This is a genomic window from Enterococcus sp. S86.2 (assembly GCF_059834485.2).
On record NZ_CM206813.1, the window covers coordinates 170,114 to 190,021 of the forward strand.

The 19,908-nt window shown below is 39.8% G+C and carries 22 protein-coding genes and 1 other annotated feature; of the genes, 19 read left to right on the forward strand and 3 right to left on the reverse strand.

Features of this window, described 5'->3' with window-relative positions:
- The first annotated feature begins 84 nt into the window (after nt 1–84).
- On the forward strand, nt 85–1,287 hold the full coding sequence (locus AC6R0T_RS00725; protein ID WP_303753619.1) for an MFS transporter: 1,203 nt from the start codon (nt 85–87) through the stop codon (nt 1,285–1,287).
- A 56-nt stretch (nt 1,288–1,343) separates the two neighbouring features.
- Here the strand turns inward: AC6R0T_RS00725 and AC6R0T_RS00730 are convergent, their stop codons facing one another.
- On the reverse strand, nt 1,344–1,646 hold the full coding sequence (locus AC6R0T_RS00730; protein WP_303753618.1) for a hypothetical protein: 303 nt from the start codon (nt 1,644–1,646) through the stop codon (nt 1,344–1,346).
- Between the two features lie 299 nt (nt 1,647–1,945).
- Here AC6R0T_RS00730 and AC6R0T_RS00735 point away from each other — a divergent pair, with 299 nt between their 5' ends.
- Together AC6R0T_RS00735 and AC6R0T_RS00740 are read left to right on the forward strand one after the other, a co-directional pair.
- Entirely contained in the window at nt 1,946–2,236 is a 291-nt protein-coding gene (locus AC6R0T_RS00735; protein ID WP_230709663.1) for a hypothetical protein, read from the forward strand.
- Nucleotides 2,237–2,349: 113 nt separating this feature from the next.
- Entirely contained in the window at nt 2,350–2,667 is a 318-nt protein-coding gene (locus AC6R0T_RS00740; protein WP_303753617.1) for a hypothetical protein, read from the forward strand.
- A gap of 291 nt (nt 2,668–2,958) precedes the next feature.
- Here the strand turns inward: AC6R0T_RS00740 and AC6R0T_RS00745 are convergent, their stop codons facing one another.
- A complete protein-coding gene (locus AC6R0T_RS00745; protein ID WP_206903050.1) occupies nt 2,959–4,206 on the reverse strand; it encodes a glutamate-5-semialdehyde dehydrogenase in 1,248 nt (415 codons plus the stop codon).
- 200 nt (nt 4,207–4,406) lie between these two features.
- A complete protein-coding gene (gene proB / locus AC6R0T_RS00750; RefSeq protein ID WP_206903051.1) occupies nt 4,407–5,210 on the reverse strand; it encodes a glutamate 5-kinase in 804 nt (267 codons plus the stop codon).
- A 638-nt stretch (nt 5,211–5,848) separates the two neighbouring features.
- Between proB and AC6R0T_RS00755 the strand changes: the two genes are divergently transcribed.
- From AC6R0T_RS00755 to AC6R0T_RS00830, 16 genes are all read left to right on the forward strand, one after another.
- Entirely contained in the window at nt 5,849–6,361 is a 513-nt protein-coding gene (locus AC6R0T_RS00755) for a dCTP deaminase/dUTPase family protein (protein WP_303753616.1), read from the forward strand.
- Between the two features lie 62 nt (nt 6,362–6,423).
- Nucleotides 6,424–7,794: a DNA repair protein RadA gene (radA, locus tag AC6R0T_RS00760; RefSeq protein ID WP_206903053.1), complete on the forward strand. Its 1,371-nt coding sequence runs from the start codon at nt 6,424–6,426 to the stop codon at nt 7,792–7,794.
- Between the two features lie 134 nt (nt 7,795–7,928).
- Complete coding sequence (locus tag AC6R0T_RS00765; protein WP_303753615.1) at nt 7,929–9,167, forward strand: PIN/TRAM domain-containing protein; 1,239 nt, start codon at nt 7,929–7,931, stop codon at nt 9,165–9,167.
- Nucleotides 9,160–9,660, forward strand: a complete 501-nt coding sequence (ispF, locus tag AC6R0T_RS00770) for a 2-C-methyl-D-erythritol 2,4-cyclodiphosphate synthase (RefSeq protein ID WP_303753614.1) — start codon at nt 9,160–9,162, stop codon at nt 9,658–9,660. Before AC6R0T_RS00765 ends, ispF begins: the two co-directional genes overlap by 8 nt.
- On the forward strand, nt 9,657–11,114 hold the full coding sequence (gene gltX, locus AC6R0T_RS00775) for a glutamate--tRNA ligase (RefSeq protein WP_206903055.1): 1,458 nt from the start codon (nt 9,657–9,659) through the stop codon (nt 11,112–11,114). The genes ispF and gltX overlap by 4 nt, the downstream gene beginning before the upstream one ends.
- A 68-nt stretch (nt 11,115–11,182) precedes the next feature.
- Nucleotides 11,183–11,383 (forward strand) — a binding site (T-box leader).
- Nucleotides 11,384–11,617: 234 nt separating this feature from the next.
- Nucleotides 11,618–12,148 carry a serine O-acetyltransferase EpsC gene (epsC, locus tag AC6R0T_RS00780; protein ID WP_206902664.1) on the forward strand — a complete coding sequence of 177 codons (531 nt, stop codon included), beginning with the start codon at nt 11,618–11,620 and terminating at the stop codon, nt 12,146–12,148.
- Nucleotides 12,145–13,557 (forward strand): cysteine--tRNA ligase, encoded by a 1,413-nt coding sequence (gene cysS / locus AC6R0T_RS00785; RefSeq protein ID WP_303753613.1) that lies wholly within the window; start codon nt 12,145–12,147, stop codon nt 13,555–13,557. The genes epsC and cysS overlap by 4 nt, the downstream gene beginning before the upstream one ends.
- Nucleotides 13,554–13,952 carry a Mini-ribonuclease 3 gene (locus AC6R0T_RS00790; RefSeq protein WP_206902662.1) on the forward strand — a complete coding sequence of 133 codons (399 nt, stop codon included), beginning with the start codon at nt 13,554–13,556 and terminating at the stop codon, nt 13,950–13,952. Before cysS ends, AC6R0T_RS00790 begins: the two co-directional genes overlap by 4 nt.
- Nucleotides 13,942–14,850, forward strand: coding sequence for a 23S rRNA (guanosine(2251)-2'-O)-methyltransferase RlmB (gene rlmB / locus AC6R0T_RS00795; protein ID WP_230709649.1), 909 nt, complete (start codon nt 13,942–13,944; stop codon nt 14,848–14,850). Before AC6R0T_RS00790 ends, rlmB begins: the two co-directional genes overlap by 11 nt.
- A 1-nt stretch (nt 14,851) precedes the next feature.
- The gene (locus AC6R0T_RS00800; protein ID WP_206902660.1) at nt 14,852–15,379 is read left to right on the forward strand and encodes an NYN domain-containing protein; all 528 of its coding nucleotides are present in this window, start codon (nt 14,852–14,854) and stop codon (nt 15,377–15,379) included.
- Nucleotides 15,380–15,477: 98 nt separating this feature from the next.
- Entirely contained in the window at nt 15,478–16,053 is a 576-nt protein-coding gene (locus AC6R0T_RS00805) for a sigma-70 family RNA polymerase sigma factor (protein WP_230709646.1), read from the forward strand.
- Nucleotides 16,054–16,128: 75 nt separating this feature from the next.
- Complete coding sequence (locus AC6R0T_RS00810; protein WP_396139821.1) at nt 16,129–16,431, forward strand: Veg family protein; 303 nt, start codon at nt 16,129–16,131, stop codon at nt 16,429–16,431.
- Nucleotides 16,432–16,522: 91 nt separating this feature from the next.
- The gene (locus tag AC6R0T_RS00815; protein ID WP_206902658.1) at nt 16,523–16,963 is read left to right on the forward strand and encodes a GNAT family N-acetyltransferase; all 441 of its coding nucleotides are present in this window, start codon (nt 16,523–16,525) and stop codon (nt 16,961–16,963) included.
- A gap of 228 nt (nt 16,964–17,191) precedes the next feature.
- Nucleotides 17,192–17,746, forward strand: coding sequence for an RNA polymerase sigma factor (locus tag AC6R0T_RS00820; protein WP_230709642.1), 555 nt, complete (start codon nt 17,192–17,194; stop codon nt 17,744–17,746).
- Nucleotides 17,739–19,109 carry a hypothetical protein gene (locus tag AC6R0T_RS00825; RefSeq protein WP_303753612.1) on the forward strand — a complete coding sequence of 457 codons (1,371 nt, stop codon included), beginning with the start codon at nt 17,739–17,741 and terminating at the stop codon, nt 19,107–19,109. The genes AC6R0T_RS00820 and AC6R0T_RS00825 overlap by 8 nt, the downstream gene beginning before the upstream one ends.
- Before the next feature lie 11 nt (nt 19,110–19,120).
- The gene (locus AC6R0T_RS00830; RefSeq protein WP_242595750.1) at nt 19,121–19,813 is read left to right on the forward strand and encodes a C39 family peptidase; all 693 of its coding nucleotides are present in this window, start codon (nt 19,121–19,123) and stop codon (nt 19,811–19,813) included.
- Nucleotides 19,814–19,908 lie beyond the last annotated feature (95 nt).

Below are 19,908 nucleotides of genomic sequence, written 5' to 3' on the forward strand. Positions count from 1 at the left end.
CACAAATTTTTTTTGCCCAAAATTCCTTCTACTGTCGTAAATAAATGCTAAATGTCAGCGTCGGATTTAAGAAAGGTGTTTTTTATGTCAAAATATCAACGAAAAGTATTGGTTTCTACCTCAGCGGGGATTGCTCTAGAAAATATGGATATCATGTTTTTATCCTTCTCCTTGTCGACTATGATTACAACTTTTGGCATCACAGGCACCCAAGCTGGCTTTATCTCTACGATTACCAATCTTGGTATGTTAGTAGGGGGCATTATTTTCGGTATTTTAGCCGACAAATTTGGTCGCGTTAAAGTTTTCTCGCAAACCGTTATTATTTTTTCATTAGCTTCGGTATTAATGTTTTTTGCTTCAAATATTTATCTCGTTTATCTTTTCCGTTTTATTGCCGGCATTGGTGCCGGTGGTGAATACGGCGCTTGTATGTCACTTATTTCAGAGACTTTTTCAAAGAAACATCTGGGACGCGCAACCTCAACGGCTGCAATTGGTGCGCAAGTAGGGGCTATTTTGGCCGCCGTTTTAGCTTCTCTTATCATTCCGCTACTAGGTTGGAAAATGCTATACGTGATTGGGGTTATCCCTGTTCTTTTGGTTTTGGATATTCGCAAAGGACTAAAAGAACCAGAATCATTTGCGGTGAGTCACAAAGATAAAAGCGCAGGAAAATTCTCACTTCTTTTTGCTGACAAAGCAACAGCCTGGCAAACAGTTGGTTTAAGTTTAATGGTCACAGTACAAATTGCTGGTTATTTTGGTTTAATGAACTGGCTGCCTTCTATTATGCAAAAGCAGCTGCACTTGTCTGTTTCGGGTTCTTCTTTGTGGATGATTAGTACAATTTTAGGCATGTGTCTTGGGATGATGACCTTTGGCACGGTGATGGATAAATTAGGGCCGCGTTTAGCCTATGGTGTATTTTTGATTTGCTCGTCTGCTTCCGTCTTTTTAATTGTTTTAGCCCACGATAAATGGACGCTACTAGCAGCAGCGGTAATTGTCGGCTACTTCATTAATGGCATGTACGGCGGTTATGGAGCGATTATCAGTAGCTTATATCCGACCACGATTCGGGCGACAGCCAATAATTTCATCATGAACGTTGGGCGGGCAATTGGTGGTTTTTCATCGGTTGTAATTGGCTTTTTGATGGATCACTATTCCTTGGTGACCGTGATTATTTTCTTGTCGGTCATCTATTTGCTTAGTTTAGCCGTGATGCTGACGTTACCAGGCTTAAAAGTCATGCATTCACAAGCAACAGCACCAGAACATTAAAATAAATAGTCCGGCGTATCTGTCTACTTCAATAGTCAGCACGCCGGTTTTTTTATTCAGATTTTTTTCAATTTTTTAAAACGAAGCACAATTAAAGAACAAAAACTAATCGCGGCGACAATAAAGAAAATCGTTACCTGTTCCCTGTGACCGTGAAATGTAAAATACCAATCACTCCATTTAAAATGGAGGTCAAACCACCACCAAATCGTATCGAATACATAGCAGATAATTGTGACAGCTAATAAAAAGTAGTCTGTTTTTTGAAAGGGAACTTTCCAGGTCAGTCCCAGTAAAAATCCCATTCCCACTAAAGTAATAAAAATCACAAATAGGCCTTCACTCACAGAATATGTCATTTTATTTCCTTTCTTATGCTTGTTAGTAAGAATTTGTTACGTTTAAGAGACAATGTTTCACATGAAACAATTGTAACCTCTTTTGCCTGCGATTACGAAAATTAGAAAAGAAATCGGTATTATTTTTAAAATCTGATTAAAGAAATTTATTGCTGGATTTCATTTTGTTTGCGATTAAATCAATATTTTTTATTTTATTTAAAATTTTGATAGCTAACAAATGAATTTAAGATTAGAAAAAATCTAATCTTTTTGTTACAATAAATGAAGATGAATTTAAAAGTGAAAGGGGTGGTAGCATGAGTAAATTGTTAACGAGTTTTTTAGTGCTTTTCGCATTGAATATTGGCGGGAATTTTGTTATCCCAACCACACAAGTGCTACCACAAGCTACGGTGTTGAACAATACAGTAGAAAATACTACTAATCCGACACTTAAGACGCCACCGGTTTTATCCCCCCACGTTGAACCGAACCTAAATCAAAGAGCAGGCAGTAAATTTACGGGCAAAAGTTTGCGTAATATTTTTGCTTTTGGCTTAGGCAGCATTCTGGCATTATTAGCGATTTGGCGGCAACGTAAAAACTAAATTTTACCCCACCAAGGCAAAGAATTCGGGGAAACAAGGCAGATACGTTATACTCTGGCTAAATAATATTGGCTTGAAGGGTTGGTTGGGTTAAATAGAAAAGAGCTGCTGAAATGGATACGTTATATCAAAAATTAATTCAAATTATTGAAGAAGAATTGCAAGAAAAAGGTAAAACATACACCGTGGGCAAGTTTACTGGTTTGGGCTGGCTATTTCCGCTAGAAGCTGATGGCGTACCTAAAGTTTCTTTAAAACAGTATGAAAAGACGGTAAATTTGTATTTATTCCCTAAAGAAGCGGGGGAACCCTTATTACCCAAATATGAGGATGTCTTTAAAAAAAGCAACATGGGTAAGAGTTGCTTGCGCTTAAAAAAATTGGATGCAAAAAAAATTGCAGCCATTCGTAGCTTGTTGCAAAAGGTTTAAGCTTGAATTTAAAAATTAAAAAACACGAAAAATTTGTATCATACCCGCAAAAAGCAGCCTTTAAACCTCACTTTTTGAAGGATAGTACAATTTTTTCGTGTTTTTTGTTGAAAATCACAGGATTAAACTTAATTTTTGCGGACTAAACGAGTTTGTCTTGCTTTTTGATCTAGCTTTTCAAACGAACTTCCTGCGGCCTTAAGCTAAAATTCCAAGAAATTTGAAGAACAATTTATTGAAATTTCATCTTAATGCTTGGAAGCTAAACACGTTTGAAAAGCTTTTCTTTTCTTATTCCCGGATTTGGCCGTCGCCGTAGATGATGTATTTGGTAGAGGTTAACTCTTCTAAGCCCATTGGCCCGCGGGCGTGTAGTTTTTGGGTGGAAATGCCAATTTCAGCACCAAAGCCAAAGACAAAACCATCGGTAAAGCGGGTTGAAGCATTCACATAAACTGCGGCTGCGTCTACTTCGTTTAAGAATTTTTGGCTAGCGAAGTAATTATCCGTGATAATTGCTTCTGAGTGTTTGGTATTGTAGCGATTAATATGATCAATGGCTTCATCGATGGAATCCACGACTTTAACAGCCATAATGTAGTCCAAATATTCTGTTGACCAGTCTTCTTCTTTGGCCGCAACGGCTTGTGGTAAGTAGGCGATTGCTCTTTTATCAGCGTGTAACTCAACGTTATGTTCTGCTAATTTGGCCGCAATTTTTGGCAAAAATTCGGCGGCAACGTCCTGGTGAATTAGTAAGGTTTCAGCAGCGTTACAAACAGAAGGTCGTTGTGTTTTGGCGTTGTCGGTAATTTTTATCGCCATTTCCAATTGCGCATCTTTATCCACGTAGATATGATTGTTTCCAGTGCCAGTTTCGATTACGGGTACTGTTGCTGTTTCTTTGACGCGGCGAATGAGGCCTGCGCCGCCACGAGGAATCAAAACATCTAAGTATTCGGTTAGCCGCATCATTTGGTTGGCGACATCATGGCTTGTGTCAGAGACAAATTGCACCGCATTTTCATCAACGCCAGCACTTTTTAAGGCGTTTTGTAACACAGCTACTAAAATCTGGTTGGAATAAAAGGCTTCTTTGCCACCACGTAAAATCACAGCGTTGCCGGTTTTAAAACACAAACTCGCTGCATCGGTGGTCACATTTGGCCGTGATTCGTAAATGATGCCGATGACCCCTAAAGGCACTTTTTGACGCCCAATCATCAAACCATCCGTATTTTTCCACATTTTTTCCACTTCACCAATTGGATCAGCCAATGAAATAACTTGGCGGATACCGCTCGCCATTTCCTCAATACGCTGGCTAGTTAAGCGCAAGCGATCTTGCATCACAGCTGAGATACCGTTATCACTTGCGTTGTCCAAGTCTTTTTGATTGGCAGCTAAAATATCTGTCTTATTAGCCAAAAGCGCTTGTGCCATTAATTCCAATAATTCATTTTTGCGTGTTGTGGACATGAGTGCCAATTGCCGGGAACTTTTTTTAGCCTGTTGCCCTAAAACGGTTAAATCAAACATGTTTTTCCTCCTTTTAGCGTTTTTACAGCATGCCTTTTTATTTTTTGTCACGTAGATAGTCAAACTGTTTACTCGGTTGCCATTATTATAGAACCTTTTATGCAAAATGCGAGCAAGTTTACTTGAAAGCATAAGTTCTAGTAAAAAGAAAGTCGCAAAGGTAGTGTTACTAGCAGGATATTTTAGTTAGCCAATAAAGGTTAGGCCCGGCAAAAAAGCGTGCCGATTTGCTTGCCGGCTAAAATATCGAAAATAACTTGTGGTTTCTGGCCGTTAGCCAAAACCATGGCACTGTCAGTGGCTAAAATTCGCTTTGCAGCATTTAATTTACTGATCATACCGCCAGTGCCGAATTTCGAGCCCTTATCACCAGCGAAATCCCAAATTTCCGGTGTTATTTCGTGGATGGCATGAAATAAAATCGCGTTTTTATTTTTGGCAGGATTGCCAGAATAAAATCCGTCAATATCAGACAGCATCACCAATAAGTCCCCTTTAACAAGCTGGGTTACAATGGCTGAAAGCTGGTCGTTATCGCCAAATTTGGTTTGATGATCCAATTCATCAATAGCGACAGTATCGTTTTCGTTGATGATGGGAATAATCCCCATTTTTAAGAGCTGTTCCAAGGTGTTGACCACATTTTTGCGACTTTCGGGAAATTCGACAATGTCTCGGGTTAGTAACACTTGGGCGGTCTGCTGGCTGTAGGTCAAAAAACGCTGATTGTAAATGTTCATCAATTCTGCTTGCCCCACCGCGGCTACGGCCTGTTGTTCTGGAATTGTGGCGGGGCGTTCTTTTAGGTGAAGCTTATTCATCCCCACGCCGATTGCGCCAGAAGAAACCAAGACGACTTCTTTGTCTCTATTTTTTAAGTCCGTTAAAACAAAAGCCAATTGATCAATGCCAGCTAAATTAATATTGCCGTTGGGATAAATCAGGGAGCTGGTACCGATTTTAATGACAATCCGCTGAGCGGTTTTTAAAAATTCACGTTCCATATCATTACTCCTTGTGAAGTTGTAGGTAAAGGCAGTGTAGGAAAAAATTTTTGCCGCGTCTGCGTTGCGCTCTTATTTTAGCAACAACCAATTGCAAGTAGACGTAAGCTTGATTTAAAATCCTAATTTACCGCTAGTTTTTATTCATTGTACTTGGTTTTGTTAAAAATTTCACCTGTTGTTTTCCTAAAACGATCGTCTTTATGGGTCATTTTTGTTTTTTTCTCTCGGGATAAAAGCTAAATTTTACGATCTTAAAAAACGAATTTTTACAGATGAAAAATAAGAAAGAAATAAGTTTAAGGACTGATTTTTGAAGATTATATGGAATTTGCGAAATTTTTCGTATTATTGTTTTGAATTCATAAAAAAATGCGCTAATTATGCTAAAATAACGTTATGTAAAATAAGCAGATTTGCAAGAGGTTGGGACAGAAGTGTTCAGCTTTTAAACCAAGACGGGGATTTTTCAAAAATTGTTCCACAAATTTTTGTGAAATTTCCTCTTGTTGCCAAAAAAGCTATTTCTGGACCACCGTTTATCCGTAAATAAGGGCTGTAATTATATTAATGTCACAGCTCCCTGTAAAGATTAAAAAATTATTTTTCATTTGATTGCAATTTTAGGAGGTACTCATTTGCGTACACGAGGTTTTGAAGTAGTTTCACATTTTTTAGATCAAGATATTTCCTTGCCAAAGCGGGCAACCAATCATGCGGCAGGTTATGATTTTGAAGCGGCCCAAGATGTTGTCATTCCAAGTATTTGGCACGAAGGCTTAGTAAGCGGGCTAAAAGCTTTGAAAGCTGCTAAAGATGGCGGTAAATTTTTGAAGCCTATTTTAGTTCCGACCGGAATTAAGGCTTACATGGGACAAGAAGAATTTTTACAGTTGGCTAATCGTTCTAGCAATCCGTTAAAACGCTTTTTGGTTTTAACCAATGGTGTCGGGGTTATTGATAGTGATTACTATGATAATCCTGATAATGAAGGGCATATTATGTTTCAATTCACTAACTTTGGTCTAGCGGATGTCGTGATTAAAAAAGGCGAGCGAATTGGGCAGGGGATTTTCTTGCCATTTCTAAAAGCTGACCAAGATGACACTGCATCTGTGCGTACGGGTGGTTTTGGTTCATCAAATAAGTAAAAAGACACGTTTAGTACAGGGGGAATACCTCTGGTATGCTAAAATAAAATGGAGGGATGATTGTGGCTAAAAAGCCAAAAGTCCAATTTGAATGTCAACATTGCGGCTATATCTCACCAAAATATCTCGGTAAATGTCCCAATTGCGGTAGTTGGAATTCAATGGTGGAAGTGGTCATCCAAGATACAACAGATCGCCGCGTACGTACCAGTTTAACTGGTGAGAAAACGAAACCTACGAAAATTGCCGATGTTATCCCGAAAAAAGAACCACGGGTTAAAACGAAATTAGCAGAATTAAACCGTGTTTTAGGTGGCGGTGTGGTGCCGGGCTCGATGGTGTTAATCGGCGGGGACCCCGGCATTGGGAAATCAACGTTGCTCTTGCAAGTTTCGCAGCAGTTGGCAGAATCAGGTGGAAAAGTGTTATATGTTTCCGGTGAAGAAAGTGCCGAGCAAATAAAAATGCGGGCCGAACGTTTGGGCTCCATTAACACCGAATTTTATTTGTACGCGGAAACAGATATGCACGAAATTTCCCGCGCAATTGAAAATTTAGCCCCAGATTATGTCATCATCGACTCGATTCAAACTATGACACAGCCCGACGTGACGAGTGTGGCCGGAAGTGTTTCGCAAGTGCGGGAAACAACGGCTGAATTGTTAAAAATCGCCAAGTCCAATGGTATTGCTATTTTTATTGTTGGTCACGTGACAAAAGAAGGCTCCATTGCCGGGCCCAGAATGTTAGAGCATATGGTGGATACCGTTTTGTATTTTGAAGGCGAAAAGCATCACACGTTCCGCATTTTGCGGGCCGTAAAAAATCGTTTTGGTTCCACCAATGAAATTGGTATTTTTGAAATGCATGAAGATGGCTTGCATGAAGTGGCCAATCCTTCCCAAGTTTTCTTGGAGGAGCGTTTGGCGGGCGCCACAGGTTCTGCGATTGTGGTAGCGATGGAAGGCAGTCGCCCAATTTTAGTTGAAATTCAAGCACTGGTCACACCGACGATGTTTGGCAATGCCAAGCGCACCACTACCGGACTGGATTTCAATCGCGTTTCCTTAATCATGGCTGTTTTAGAAAAACGCGCCGGACTATTGTTGCAAAATCAAGATGCCTACTTGAAAGCCGCCGGTGGTGTGAAATTAAATGAACCAGCCATTGATTTGGCTGTTGCAGTAGCAATTGCGTCTAGCTACAAGGAAAAAGGCACCAGCCCAACGGAATGTTTTATTGGTGAGATTGGTTTAACCGGTGAAATTAGACGGGTATCTAATATTGAACAGCGGGTCAAAGAAGTACAAAAGCTGGGCTTTACCAAAGTTTACTTGCCTAAAAATAATTTAAGCGGTTGGGATGCACCAAAAGGTATTCAAGTTGTCGGTGTTGCAACACTGGCAGAAACATTAAAAAAAGTTTTTAGTTAAAAATTGTTATATTCTTCTTTCTGGCTGCAAGTTAAGAAAGTCGCACTGATTTTGAAAAGGTAGGCAGATGAGATCGCTTTTTCACCTTTTTATCTTTTCTAATTCAGTAGCAAAAAAATCGGAGGAGTTTTGTTATGCAACGACGGATCATTATCTTATTAATGGTCGTAGCTGGCGCAAGTTTGGGAGCTTCATTTTTACCCATGGCGTGGGATACGATCGGAATGACCGGCAATCAGTGGCTAAACAATCCCTTTACCAACATTTTGATTGGCGCAATTATTTTCTTTTTATTCGCGTTGGTATTGGAGCGTTATATTTCTGCTGGTTTGTCTTATATTGAGAAAAAATTAAGTGAAATTAGTCTAACCTATCTGCTTTTTGGTGCGATTGGGACGATTATCGGCTTGATGATTGGGATGATTATTTCAATTCCTTTGTACAATTTGAATATTCCTTTTGTGACGAGTTTCTTGCCGTTTTTCGTGATGATTTTACTGGGTTATTTTGGTTTTCAAGTGGGGGTAACACGAATTGACGAGTGGAAGAAAATTTTCACACCGAAATCCAAGAAAACAGAAGAAACCCAACAACAAATTTTAGAACGTAAAGCAGGGGATACTTTTCACCGCTATAAGATTTTGGATACAAGTGTCATTATCGACGGTCGCATTTACGACATTGCCAAAACCGGCTTTTTAGAAGGGACACTTTTAATTCCTAATTTTGTTTTATACGAATTGCAATATATTGCCGACTCTGGTGATAGTCTAAAACGGGTGCGGGGACGCCGCGGCTTGGATATTTTGAATGCTTTACAAAAAGAAGAAGATATTTCAGTTGAGATGTATGATGGTGACTTTGAAGATATTCAAGAAGTTGACAGCAAACTGATTAAACTAGCTAAACTTTTGGATGGGGTCGTGGTCACAAATGATTACAACTTAAACAAAGTCGCTGAGTTTCAAAATGTTCCGGTTTTAAATATCAATGCGTTGGCCAATGCGGTTAAACCAGTCGTTATTCCAGGCGAAACAATGGATGTCTTGTTAGTTAAAGCCGGCACTGAGCGCCAACAAGGGGTTGCGTATTTAGATGACGGCACGATGGTTGTCGTAGAAGATGGCCAGCACTATATGAATGAACGAATCAAAGTTGTGGTAACCAGTGCCTTACAAACGGCCGCTGGTCGCATGATTTTTGCTAAACCGGCACATTCTGGTCGTGGTATTGATGACGTGAAGCCTGAAAATGCAGCCGAAGCAGAAGATGCAGCTAATACAAATAACAATCCGACAAATAATGGCAATCAAAATCAAAACAGTCAAAATGGCAATCAAAAAAATCGGAATAAAGGCCGCAAAAATGCTTAGAATTGGGCAGGGCTATGATTTACATCCCTTGGTGAAAGGACGGCCGTTAATTTTAGGTGGCATCCAAATTACCCACCCGCAAAAGCTCGGTTTAGCTGGGGTGACCGATGGGGATTGTTTGACCCATGCGATTATTGACGCACTTTTAGGAGCGACAGGTTTAGGCGATATCGGTCAGATGTTTCCTGCTAGTGATCCTACAGTAAAAAATGCCGCTTCCACCAAACTATTGACGATAGTTTTGCAAAAAGCGTGGTCGCTTGGCTTTACTATTCACAATATTGATTGTACAATTCTAGCTGAACAGCCGAAACTTGCGGACTCTATTCCCAAAATGCGGCAAGTGCTTTGTGAAATTTGTCAGTTAAAAGAAAATCAGCTTAGTATTAAAGCCACAACAATGGAACAATTAGGGCCTGTTGGTCGCAATGAAGCGATTGCGGCGTTGGCTGTTACCCTACTTGAAAATAACTCGAAGGAAGCGATTAGATGACTAAAATCCGCGTGCGTTACGCACCAAGCCCAACTGGACACTTACACATTGGTAATGCCAGAACAGCGCTATTCAACTATTTATTTGCCCGCCATAATGGTGGAGATTTCATTATCCGCATTGAAGATACGGATACAAAGCGTAACATTGCAGACGGCGAAAAAAGCCAATTGGATAATTTAAAATGGTTGGGAATGAACTGGGATGAATCCCCAGCAAATCCGGGGGAATACGGCCCTTATCGTCAATCAGAAAGAGCCGATATTTACCAACCGCTAATTGATCAATTACTTGCTTCAAACCGGGCATATAAATGTTACTGTACCCCTGAAGAATTAGAAGAAGAAAGAGAAGCGCAACGTGCTCGTGGCGAAATGCCTCACTACTCTGGTAAATGTGCAAACTTAACGCCAGAAGAACAAGCAAAAAAAGAAGCAGAAGGTTTAAAACCAGTTATTCGTTTCCGCGTACCAAAAAATACTGAATATCAATTTCACGATATGGTGAAAGGTGAAATCACCTTTGAATCGGATAATGTCGGCGGCGACTTTGTTATTCAAAAACGTGATGGCATGCCAACTTACAACTTTGCCGTTGCTGTGGATGATCATTTGATGAAAATCACCCACGTTTTACGGGGGGATGATCATATCGCCAACACACCAAAACAATTAATGATTTATGAAGCATTTGGCTGGAAAGCACCAGAATTTGGCCATATGACCTTAATTATTAATTCTGAAACTGGTAAAAAATTAAGCAAACGGGACGAATCGATTCTACAATTTATCGAACAATACCGTGAATTAGGCTACTTGCCAGAAGCTATGTTTAACTTTATTGCTTTATTAGGTTGGTCACCAGTAGGCGAAGATGAAATTTTTAGCCAAGACGAATTGATTAAAATGTTTGATCCAAATCGTTTGAGCAAATCGCCAGCAGCCTTTGATGCCAAAAAATTAGAATGGGTCAACAACCACTACATTAAAGCAATGGACTTAGACGTTTTAACAGATATGTGTCTACCTTACCTTAAAAAAGCCGGACGTATAGCAGAAGATTTGTCTGCTGAAGACATGGAACGGGTGAAAAAAATCGTAGCCTTGTATCAACCACAAATGAGTTATGCTGCGCAAATCGTTGAATTGTCTGAATTGTTCTTTACAGAACATCCTGTTTTAGACGATGCTGCAAAAGAAGTTTTAGCAGGAGAAACAGTACCACAAGTACTGACAGCCTTTAAAGCAAAACTTGAAGCAATGGCTACTGTGGATGCACCAAGTGTCAAAGCAGCAATTAAAGAAGTACAAAAAGAAACTGGTGTAAAAGGTAAAAATCTATTTATGCCAATCCGAGTTGCTGTTTCTGGTCAAACACATGGTCCAGAATTACCAGATACTGTTGAACTTTTAGGTAGAAAAAAAGCGCTAGCACATTTACAACAAGTTTTATAAAATAAACTTTTAGCCTGCGGGATGCAACTAGTTAATCCCAGGCAGGAAAGTGCTCGTTTCAGTTGAATAATAATGCGTTGATCAGACGAAGTACTGCGGAATTTTCTAAAGAGAGGCTACAACTGGTGGAAAGTAGCTGAAATGAGGCAGGAAATGCACCTGGGAGCAAGCTTTAAGCCGTTTTGTGGACGTTACCCACCGATGAGGAACAAAGTGTAGGCATTCCTTTGTTCAAATGAAAGTGGAACCACGCCAAAAGCGTCTTTTAAGTAAGGAAACTTATTTAAAGGGCGCTTTTTTTACGATAAGAAAAGTATAAAAATTTCAGTTTGCTCATTTTCTAAACGAGCTGCTAAAACATCTAAAAAACGAGTTCAAAATGATTTGATAGTTCGGCAATAAGAAAAGTGTCTTAAGTGACAAAATACGTCACTTTAGCCCCTTTATCTTATTGCTCACTATCAGCCCAATCATTTTGAACATCTTAATTAGGAGGGAACATGATGGGGTGGGGGAGACGTGCGATTCAAGCGGCCAAGGAAAATGATCCGGCGGCCCGACACACATTGGAAATTATTTTGACATATCCTGGGATACATGCGCTGTTTTGGCATCGCTTTGAACATTTTTTGTACAATCACAAGCTGTTTTTATGGGCACGGCTAAGTTCTCAATTTCAGCGTTTTTTAACGGGGATTGAGATTCATCCAGGTGCTAAAATCGGTCAGGGTGTTTTCATCGATCATGGTATGGGCGTGGTGATTGGTGAAACAGCAGAAGTTGGCGATGATGTGGTATTGTTTCATGGTGTCACTTTAGGTGGTACAGGTAAACATGGTGGAAAAAGACACCCCACGGTAAAAACTGGTGCGATGATTTCCGCCAATGCTCAAATTTTAGGGCCGGTGACGATTGGTCAAAATGCAAAGATCGGTGCTGGTGCCGTCGTTTTAAAAGACATTCCAGATGAAGCAACAGCGGTCGGAGTCCCGGCCAAAGTTGTTCGAATTGCAGGAAAGAAGGTTGAAATATGATAAAGATTTACAATACAATGACGCGGGAAAAAGAGATATTTAAACCAATTGAAGCAGATAAGGTTCGTATGTATGTCTGCGGGCCAACGGTTTACAATTATATTCATATCGGCAATGCTAGAAGTACGATTGCTTTTGACACAATTCGTCGTTACTTTGAATACCGCGGCTTTCAGGTGAATTATGTGTCTAATTTTACCGACGTTGATGATAAAATTATTCGCGCGGCGAAAGAACTTGGAGTAACAGCACCAGCAGTGGCGGAGCGTTTTATTCACGCTTTTGAAGAAGATACCAATGCTTTAAATGTTAAGCCGGCAACGCTACATCCGCGGGTAATGGATCATATTGTTGACATCGTTGATTTTATTAGCGTCTTAATAGAAAAAGGCTACGCCTACGAAGCAGGTGGCGATGTGTATTATCGCACCCGTAAATTTGAAAATTACGGCAAGTTAAGTGATCAATCAATCGATGAATTAGAAGTAGGGGCGAGCCAACGAACGGGCACCGAACAAAATATTAAAGAAGATCCATTAGATTTTGCTTTATGGAAAAGTGCGAAGCCAGCAGAGATTTCTTGGGATTCACCATGGGGAGCTGGACGTCCGGGCTGGCATATTGAATGCTCTGTCATGGCCACCAAACACTTGGGTGATACCATTGATATTCACGGTGGTGGCCAAGATTTGGAATTTCCGCACCATGAAAATGAGATTGCGCAAAGTGAAGCAAAAACAGGCCATACCTTTGCAAATTATTGGATGCATAACGGTTATGTGACAATTGGTGAAGATGATGAAAAAATGAGTAAGTCACTAGGGAATTTTGTAACTGTTCATGATTTGATTCAAAAAGTTGAGCCCCAAGTTTTGCGTTTCTTTATGGCGACAACGCAATACCGCCGCCCGATTCGCTACAGTGAGCAAACTTTAAAAGATGCCGCTAATAATTTGCAACGCCTAAAAACAGCAAGTGAAAATGCGAATTTCCGTCTTAAAGCAGCACAAGACACCTTAGCAGATGATGACGTGAAATTAGCGGAGTTACAAGAGTTGGAAAAACGGTTTGTCACTGAGATGGATGATGACTTTAATGCTGCTAACGGCATCACAGTCGTTTATGAATTAGCAAAATGGCTAAACACCTATGCCGAGCAAAGTGACGTTTCACAAGTTGTTTTACAGGCTGCGATTGAAAAATTCCAAGCGTGGTTGACAGTCTTTGGGATTCATTTTATCAGTAATGAATTATTAGACGAAGAAATCGAAAAATTGATTGCCAAACGAATTGAAGCGCGTCAAAATAAAGATTTTGCCCGCAGTGATGAAATTCGCGATCAATTAAAAGAACAAGGGATTATTCTAGAAGATACCGCGCAAGGTACCCGTTGGAGACGAGAAGCATGAGAGATTACACACAATTAAATGGTTTGGCACTAGCTTATGTGGGAGATGCGATTTACGAAGTTTATATTCGTGATTATTTAGTGTCTACAGGTCAAAGTCGTCCTAATCAATTACACAAACAAGCAACCCACTACGTTTCAGCCAAGGCGCAAGCTTTTTTAATGAATGAAATGTTAGCTGCCAAAATTTTAACAGAAGAGGAAGAATTGTTCTATCGCCGTGGTCGCAATAGTAAAAGTCATACCAGTGCCAAAAACGCCGATGTTACCACGTATCGCATCGCGACAGGCTTTGAAGCGTTGATGGGTTATCTTCATTTGCTAAATAAAAAAGAACGCTTAGAAGAGCTGATAGACTGGTGTATCAAGAAAGTAGGTGAAACAAATGGCAAATAAGCGAGATGACAAGCTGCAAAGAAATCAAAACCGCGCAAGTTATGGCACAAAAGATAAAAATAGACGTGGAAAAAACTTTGACGACAAAGGAAATTTCCGTCATAAAAAATCAGCTAATTTTAAAGCAGATAAAAAACTCAGCGATGCAAATAACAGTCAAGAAACCGAGGTCAATGAAAATTTTGTCTTTGGTCATCATGCGGTAGTGGAAGCTTTAAAAGCTGGCCGCGGTAACAAATTATTTTTAGCAGAAGATGCTCGTGGGGATAAAATCGAAGGCTTAAAAACTTTGGCCACCGAACAAGCAGTCCCGGTTAAATGGGTGCCTAAAAATAAATTAGATACCATGAGTGACAGCGGGGTTCACCAAGGAATGGTGTTGGCGATTACACCTTATGAATATCTCTCCTTAGCTGAGTTGCTGGAAACAACAACGAAAGAAAATCCTTTTTATCTGATTTTGGATAATCTAGAAGATCCTCATAATTTTGGTTCGATTTTACGTACTGCCGACGCTGCCGGCGTTGATGGAGTCATTATTCCTAAACATCGCGCCGTGGGAATTACGCCGATTGTGGTGAAGACATCAACAGGAGCAGTAGAACATATGCCAATTGCCCGCGTGACCAATTTAAGTCAAGCTGTTCAGCAGTTAAAAGATGCTGGCTTTTGGATTTTTGGTACCGCCATGGAAGGCACAGATTATCGCAAGTGGAATGCCAAAGGGAAAATTGGTTTGATCATCGGCAATGAAGGCAAAGGGATGAGTGCCGGTTTGATGAAATCAGTGGATGAACTGCTGACCATTCCTATGGTCGGACACGTTCAAAGTTTAAATGCCAGCGTAGCCAGTGGCCTTTTGATGTATCAAGCCTTCAGCCAACGGGCAGGTGAATAGGGTGAAAAAACAACTATTAATTGTCGATGGCTATAACATGATTGGTGCTTGGCCAGAATTGGTTTCACTAAAAAAAGCCGAGAAATTAGAAGACGCAAGAGAAACACTGCTGAATTTGTTGTCAAATTATGCCAAATATGAGGGCTTAGAAATCATTGTCGTTTTTGATGCCCAATTTGTACCCGGTATTACCCAACGCTATACGAAATATCAACTGCAAGTAATTTTCACTGAAGAAGGGGAAACAGCCGATAGTTATATTGAGCGGGTTGCCGGCGAGTTAAATAATGCCTTAACCCAAGTCACAGTAGCTACGAGTGATTTGGCTGAGCAGTGGGTGGTATTCTCCCAAGGTGCGTTACGGACTTCTGCTCGTGAGTTGTACAAAGCAGTCCACAAAACCAACAAATTGATTTCAGAACACCAAGAAGATTTGAAATTTAGTAATTTTCGCCGCAATTCGCCTTGGAATGATCTGCAACTTTCCGAGTTGCAACAAAAGTTACAAGAATTAAGCAAAAAGAATTAAAAATTCCCCAACGCTAGATTAGCCCGCCGGATGAAACTGGTTGGGCTTTTTTTCGTGGTACAGTCAAAAAGCAAGAGAATTTGGGAGGAGGCATTAAAATGATGAGAACAGATTTTAACCCCCAAGTAGTTTTGAGACACATGGAAGTTTTTGAAAAGCTCTTTTTTGATTATCGACCGGTTATTTATAAAGTGATGGGACGCTATTATTTGCGAGATTTTGATTACGACGATTGGTTACAAGAAGGGCGTATCAGTTTTTTTTATTCTTTATCTTGTTATGAAACGTGTCGTGGTGTTTCTTTTGGTACCTTTTTTAGAAACAACTTTGAAAATAAAATAAAAAGCGAGTTGCGAAAACAAGGTGCCTATAAAAGAAAGGGAATGGTAGAAGCCATCTCTTTAGAAGAAAAGATAGCAAAAGAAGGGGCAGACTTTTTAGTGGCCCATAATCAAAGTGTCGTTTTCGCCGAAGAGCAACTATTATTAGAAGAGAAGTTGCGGGTGGCTTTTTGCTTATTATCAAGGTTGGAAGCGGATGTATTGCAGGCTTATTTAAGAGGAGAACAGGTGGAATATTATGCCTATCAACGTGCCATGAGTCAGCAAAAAATTGGGTGTGCCTTAGAACGGGCGCGCAGGAAAATCCGCAAGGAAATGAAAATGAGCTCTTGAAATTTTTTTTAAAATAGAACCTTTTAAAAAGGAAAAAAATAACGCGAAATTCAGTATTGAAACGACAAAAAATTTATGATAAACTTGAAATTTTCAGAAAAATGTGATAAGATGGCAAGCGAGGTGAACGCGATGCCAACAACTTTAGCTTCTATCAAAAAAGATTTAGAATGTCGCATTGGCAGTGAAATTATGCTGGTGGCTCAAACTGGTCGTAAACGTCAAACCGAACGCAAAGGGATTCTTACAGAAACATACCCTTCTGTCTTCGTAGTCGATTTAGATCCAGAAGAAAATTCTTTCGAACGAGTTTCCTACAGTTATTCCGATGTTTTAACTCGCACTGTCGAAATCGAATTTTTAGGTGATGCAATATAAAAAATTACGAAGGCTCAGCTGGGCTTTCGTATTTTTTTAATATTTAGCTAGAATTTACCAGATATTTATCGTTCAATCTGAGGAGGTAGAAATGGAATATATTGTAAAAAGTTTTGCTGAATTAACGACCAAAGAGTTTTATCAAGTGGCAAAAGAGCGGGTCGCAGTTTTTGTCGTAGAGCAGAATTGTCCCTATCAAGAAATTGATGAAACCGATGAAGTGGCACTACACACGTACTTTGTCACAGAAGATGGACAAATTGCGGCGTATACCCGAATTTATGAAGAAGCAAAAGCGGTGCATTTTGGCCGGGTGCTCGTGAACAAAAATTTCCGTGGCACAGGCTTAGGAAAGAAAGTTGTTGCCAAGACGCTTGCTGTTATCAAAGAAAGATTTCCGGGTAAAAAAATTGTCATTGGCGCTCAAGCTTATCTGCAAGATTTTTATGCCAGCTTTGGTTTTAAAGCCATTTCTGAAATCTATTTAGAAGACGATATTCCCCATATCGATATGCAGCAAGAAGCACTTTAAAGAGTCTCTTACACCAATTATTATAAGTTGGTGTAAGAGCTTTTTTTGTACTATCAGGACTAGAAATATTTCGTACAAATCAAGAATGTAAAAAGAGCAGCCTTAAGTAAAAGAAGCCAAAAAAAGGCATTAGAAAAGTGAATTCTTTTATCTTTTTTTAGAAAATTAATTTTAAGGGAGGATTTTTACATTTTTTGCTGTATATATGTGTGAAGTGGAGGAGATAACTTGAAGGATAAAGAAATAGCTGCAGCTATTACACTTCGTGACGAAGTGGCCTTTAATCGACTGATCAAAGAATATTCGAAATTATTATGGGCGGTGGGTTGGTCGATTATCGGCAAACAAGGTTCAGCAGAAGATTTAGAAGAATTAGTGAGTGACGTCTTTTTACGTTTTTGGAATCAGCCAGAAAAATATGATGAAAAGAAAGGTTCGCTGAAAAATTATTTAGCATTAATGACAAAAAGCATGGCCTTGAATCGATTGAAAGCACAACAAAAAATAGTGGAGACCGATGATGCTTTTTTACTTGAGACAATACCTGAAAAAGAGCAGGCAGACGACGCCATTTGGCGGGCTTTTTTTCAAGCGATTGAAACATTAAGCGAACCGACCCGAACCATTTGCTTTCAACGTTTCTTTTTAGAATGGAAGCCGGCATTTATCAGTGAAAGGTTACAGTTGAGTGTTGATGAGGTAAATCGGCGTTTGTATCGCGGGAAAAAGAAAATTCAAATTGTAATGGACAAATTACTTAAAGAAGGTGCAATAAATGACTAAAAAATACGAGAATAACCCCTTGTCCCATTTAGACGATGCGCAATTGACTAAATTATTGCAAGATACGGGGATGCCCTTTGATGACATCAAGCAAGAAAAAATTATTCGTAATATAAAGAAAAAGCAGCGGCCAACGAATAAAAACAAACGCTATAAAAAAATCTTAATGGGAATTGCCGCAGCAGCAATTCTAATTCCAACGAGCGCTTTTGCGGCCAATAAAATATGGGAAGTCACGACCAAAAAAGATGGCTTTTTAACGACACTATTTGTACAAAATGAAGCAGAGGACACAGCGTATTATCGTGTTGACGCAACCTATGTTCCCAAAGAACTTACGGCCATTCCCCAAACTCAGAATATGAAATATTGGCGAAAAGAAACTCGAGATGGTGGGTTTTCGCTAGCGCTTATTAAACCAGAAAAAAATCAAAAACTAACAGTCCCTAACGCAGTAGGCACGGTAAAGTCAACCAGTGGGCAACATGATGTATATACAGTGAAAAGACAGGGAAATGGCAGCTCTTATGATACGGTTTCTTATTTGATGCTACCAGAAGAAAACCGCATTTTACAGATTATGTTTGATCATACTGTAAATAAAGTGCAGCAAGAAAAAATCATTGCGGGTTTGCGCTTGGAAAAGGTGACAGCCCAAAAAGCAACACCCGTTACACCACTAAATCAAAATGAGGACAAAGCAAAAGAAAGTTATACGCCACTTCAGGAAAATCAAAAAACAATTTACCATGAAAATGAAGCCTTTCAAGCAAGTTTTGGTGATAAAAAAGACGCTTTGAAAATCCAAGTAAAAGAAAATGCGGCCCAAAAACAACTCCCGGATTACGCTAAACGTGCATATATCGGGCAGGTAGAAGAATTTGCCAAAGCCGGTCTAATTGATAAAACTGGCAATCTAGGTACCTATGAAGGCAGTAGTTATCAACGTGGTGATGGCGTCAAGACGATCGATCAACTACTAGCCAAACAAAAAATTCAACCGCAGTATCGCGAAATGACCATCACCATCACCAATCAAACTGCAAAAAGAGTGAAGGACTTGTATTTTGCGCCACAATTACAATTAATGAACAAAGTAAAAGCAGGTTATCAGTTTGACGAGGCGACTTATTTACAACCTTTTGATCACGATGGGGAACCTGTTTTTATTAGTGAACATGGCGAAGGGAAAAGTTATTACAATATCGGAAATTTAGCTGCCCATGAAATGAAAAAAGTAACAATTGGCTATATCGTGATTAACCCAGCTAAAAAAGCAGAATTTTTACAATTCAACTTAACAGGAACAGGAAGTATGGACTTGAATAATTCTGCCTTTACGTGGGTTTTGCTAGATGAATAGTAGGTGAGATGATGAAAATCAAACGCATCTTCTTTGGTGTTCTTGTCTTAGGTGCATCTTTATTGGGCATTTCAACAGTCTATGCTAAAATGCAGCCGGTCTTAAACCAACAAGCCGTAACAATTCAAGTGCCCCTGGAAAATCAAAATGAAGAAAAAAAGCTCGGAAATGGTTGTGAAATTACGGCACTATCGATGCTGTTAAACTATTATGGCTATCAAACTACAAAAAATAAGTTAGCAGAAAAATTAACTTATGTTCCCGTTTGGGTCAACGACACGCTTCATGGCGATCCACAAGATGGATTTGTCGGGAACATCAATGGAGGATTAGAGGCGATGGGCGTTGGGGTTGAACCGGTGGCCCAAGTAGCACAACAGGTGGTGCAATCTGATGTTGCTGTTCATGCAAGCCGTAATTTGGATTTTGCTGAAATTGAGTCTTTAGTTAAGCAGGGGACACCTGTCTGGGTGGAAACAACAACAGACTTTAGACTGCCAGCTAAAGGTGAAATAAAAACGTGGCAAACGCAACATGGCACAATTAACGTAGTGACATTATGCCATGCCGTCGTGATTACAGGAATTAGCCAAGATTGGGTCTATGTTAATGATCCTTATGGCCACAAAGATCGGCAGGTGGAAAAAGCCCGCTTTATCAAGACCTACCAAATAATGGGAAGTCAGTCGCTGTATTTAGCGTAAAAAACATAATTAGCAAAAAAGAAGCTGAAAATACAAGTTAGCACATGTTTTTAGTGCAGTAACTTCTGTATCTGTATCGCAAAAAGGCTCTGGGA

What these genes read in the sequence shown, in the direction of transcription:
- AC6R0T_RS00740 (WP_303753617.1), top strand. Translation starts at nt 2,350, where the DNA reads ATGGATACGTTATATCAAAAATTAATTCAAATTATTGAAGAAGAATTG.
- epsC (WP_206902664.1), top strand. Translation starts at nt 11,618, where the DNA reads ATGGGGTGGGGGAGACGTGCGATTCAAGCGGCCAAGGAAAATGATCCG.
- AC6R0T_RS00815 (WP_206902658.1), top strand. Translation starts at nt 16,523, where the DNA reads ATGGAATATATTGTAAAAAGTTTTGCTGAATTAACGACCAAAGAGTTT.
- AC6R0T_RS00805 (WP_230709646.1), top strand. Translation starts at nt 15,478, where the DNA reads ATGATGAGAACAGATTTTAACCCCCAAGTAGTTTTGAGACACATGGAA.
- gltX (WP_206903055.1), top strand. Translation starts at nt 9,657, where the DNA reads ATGACTAAAATCCGCGTGCGTTACGCACCAAGCCCAACTGGACACTTA.
- ispF (WP_303753614.1), top strand. Translation starts at nt 9,160, where the DNA reads ATGCTTAGAATTGGGCAGGGCTATGATTTACATCCCTTGGTGAAAGGA.
- cysS (WP_303753613.1), top strand. Translation starts at nt 12,145, where the DNA reads ATGATAAAGATTTACAATACAATGACGCGGGAAAAAGAGATATTTAAA.
- AC6R0T_RS00735 (WP_230709663.1), top strand. Translation starts at nt 1,946, where the DNA reads ATGAGTAAATTGTTAACGAGTTTTTTAGTGCTTTTCGCATTGAATATT.
- AC6R0T_RS00825 (WP_303753612.1), top strand. Translation starts at nt 17,739, where the DNA reads ATGACTAAAAAATACGAGAATAACCCCTTGTCCCATTTAGACGATGCG.
- AC6R0T_RS00730 (WP_303753618.1), bottom strand. Translation starts at nt 1,646, where the DNA reads ATGACATATTCTGTGAGTGAAGGCCTATTTGTGATTTTTATTACTTTA.
- AC6R0T_RS00745 (WP_206903050.1), bottom strand. Translation starts at nt 4,206, where the DNA reads ATGTTTGATTTAACCGTTTTAGGGCAACAGGCTAAAAAAAGTTCCCGG.
- AC6R0T_RS00810 (WP_396139821.1), top strand. Translation starts at nt 16,129, where the DNA reads ATGATAAACTTGAAATTTTCAGAAAAATGTGATAAGATGGCAAGCGAG.
- proB (WP_206903051.1), bottom strand. Translation starts at nt 5,210, where the DNA reads ATGGAACGTGAATTTTTAAAAACCGCTCAGCGGATTGTCATTAAAATC.
- AC6R0T_RS00830 (WP_242595750.1), top strand. Translation starts at nt 19,121, where the DNA reads ATGAAAATCAAACGCATCTTCTTTGGTGTTCTTGTCTTAGGTGCATCT.
- AC6R0T_RS00725 (WP_303753619.1), top strand. Translation starts at nt 85, where the DNA reads ATGTCAAAATATCAACGAAAAGTATTGGTTTCTACCTCAGCGGGGATT.
- AC6R0T_RS00790 (WP_206902662.1), top strand. Translation starts at nt 13,554, where the DNA reads ATGAGAGATTACACACAATTAAATGGTTTGGCACTAGCTTATGTGGGA.
- AC6R0T_RS00765 (WP_303753615.1), top strand. Translation starts at nt 7,929, where the DNA reads ATGCAACGACGGATCATTATCTTATTAATGGTCGTAGCTGGCGCAAGT.
- rlmB (WP_230709649.1), top strand. Translation starts at nt 13,942, where the DNA reads ATGGCAAATAAGCGAGATGACAAGCTGCAAAGAAATCAAAACCGCGCA.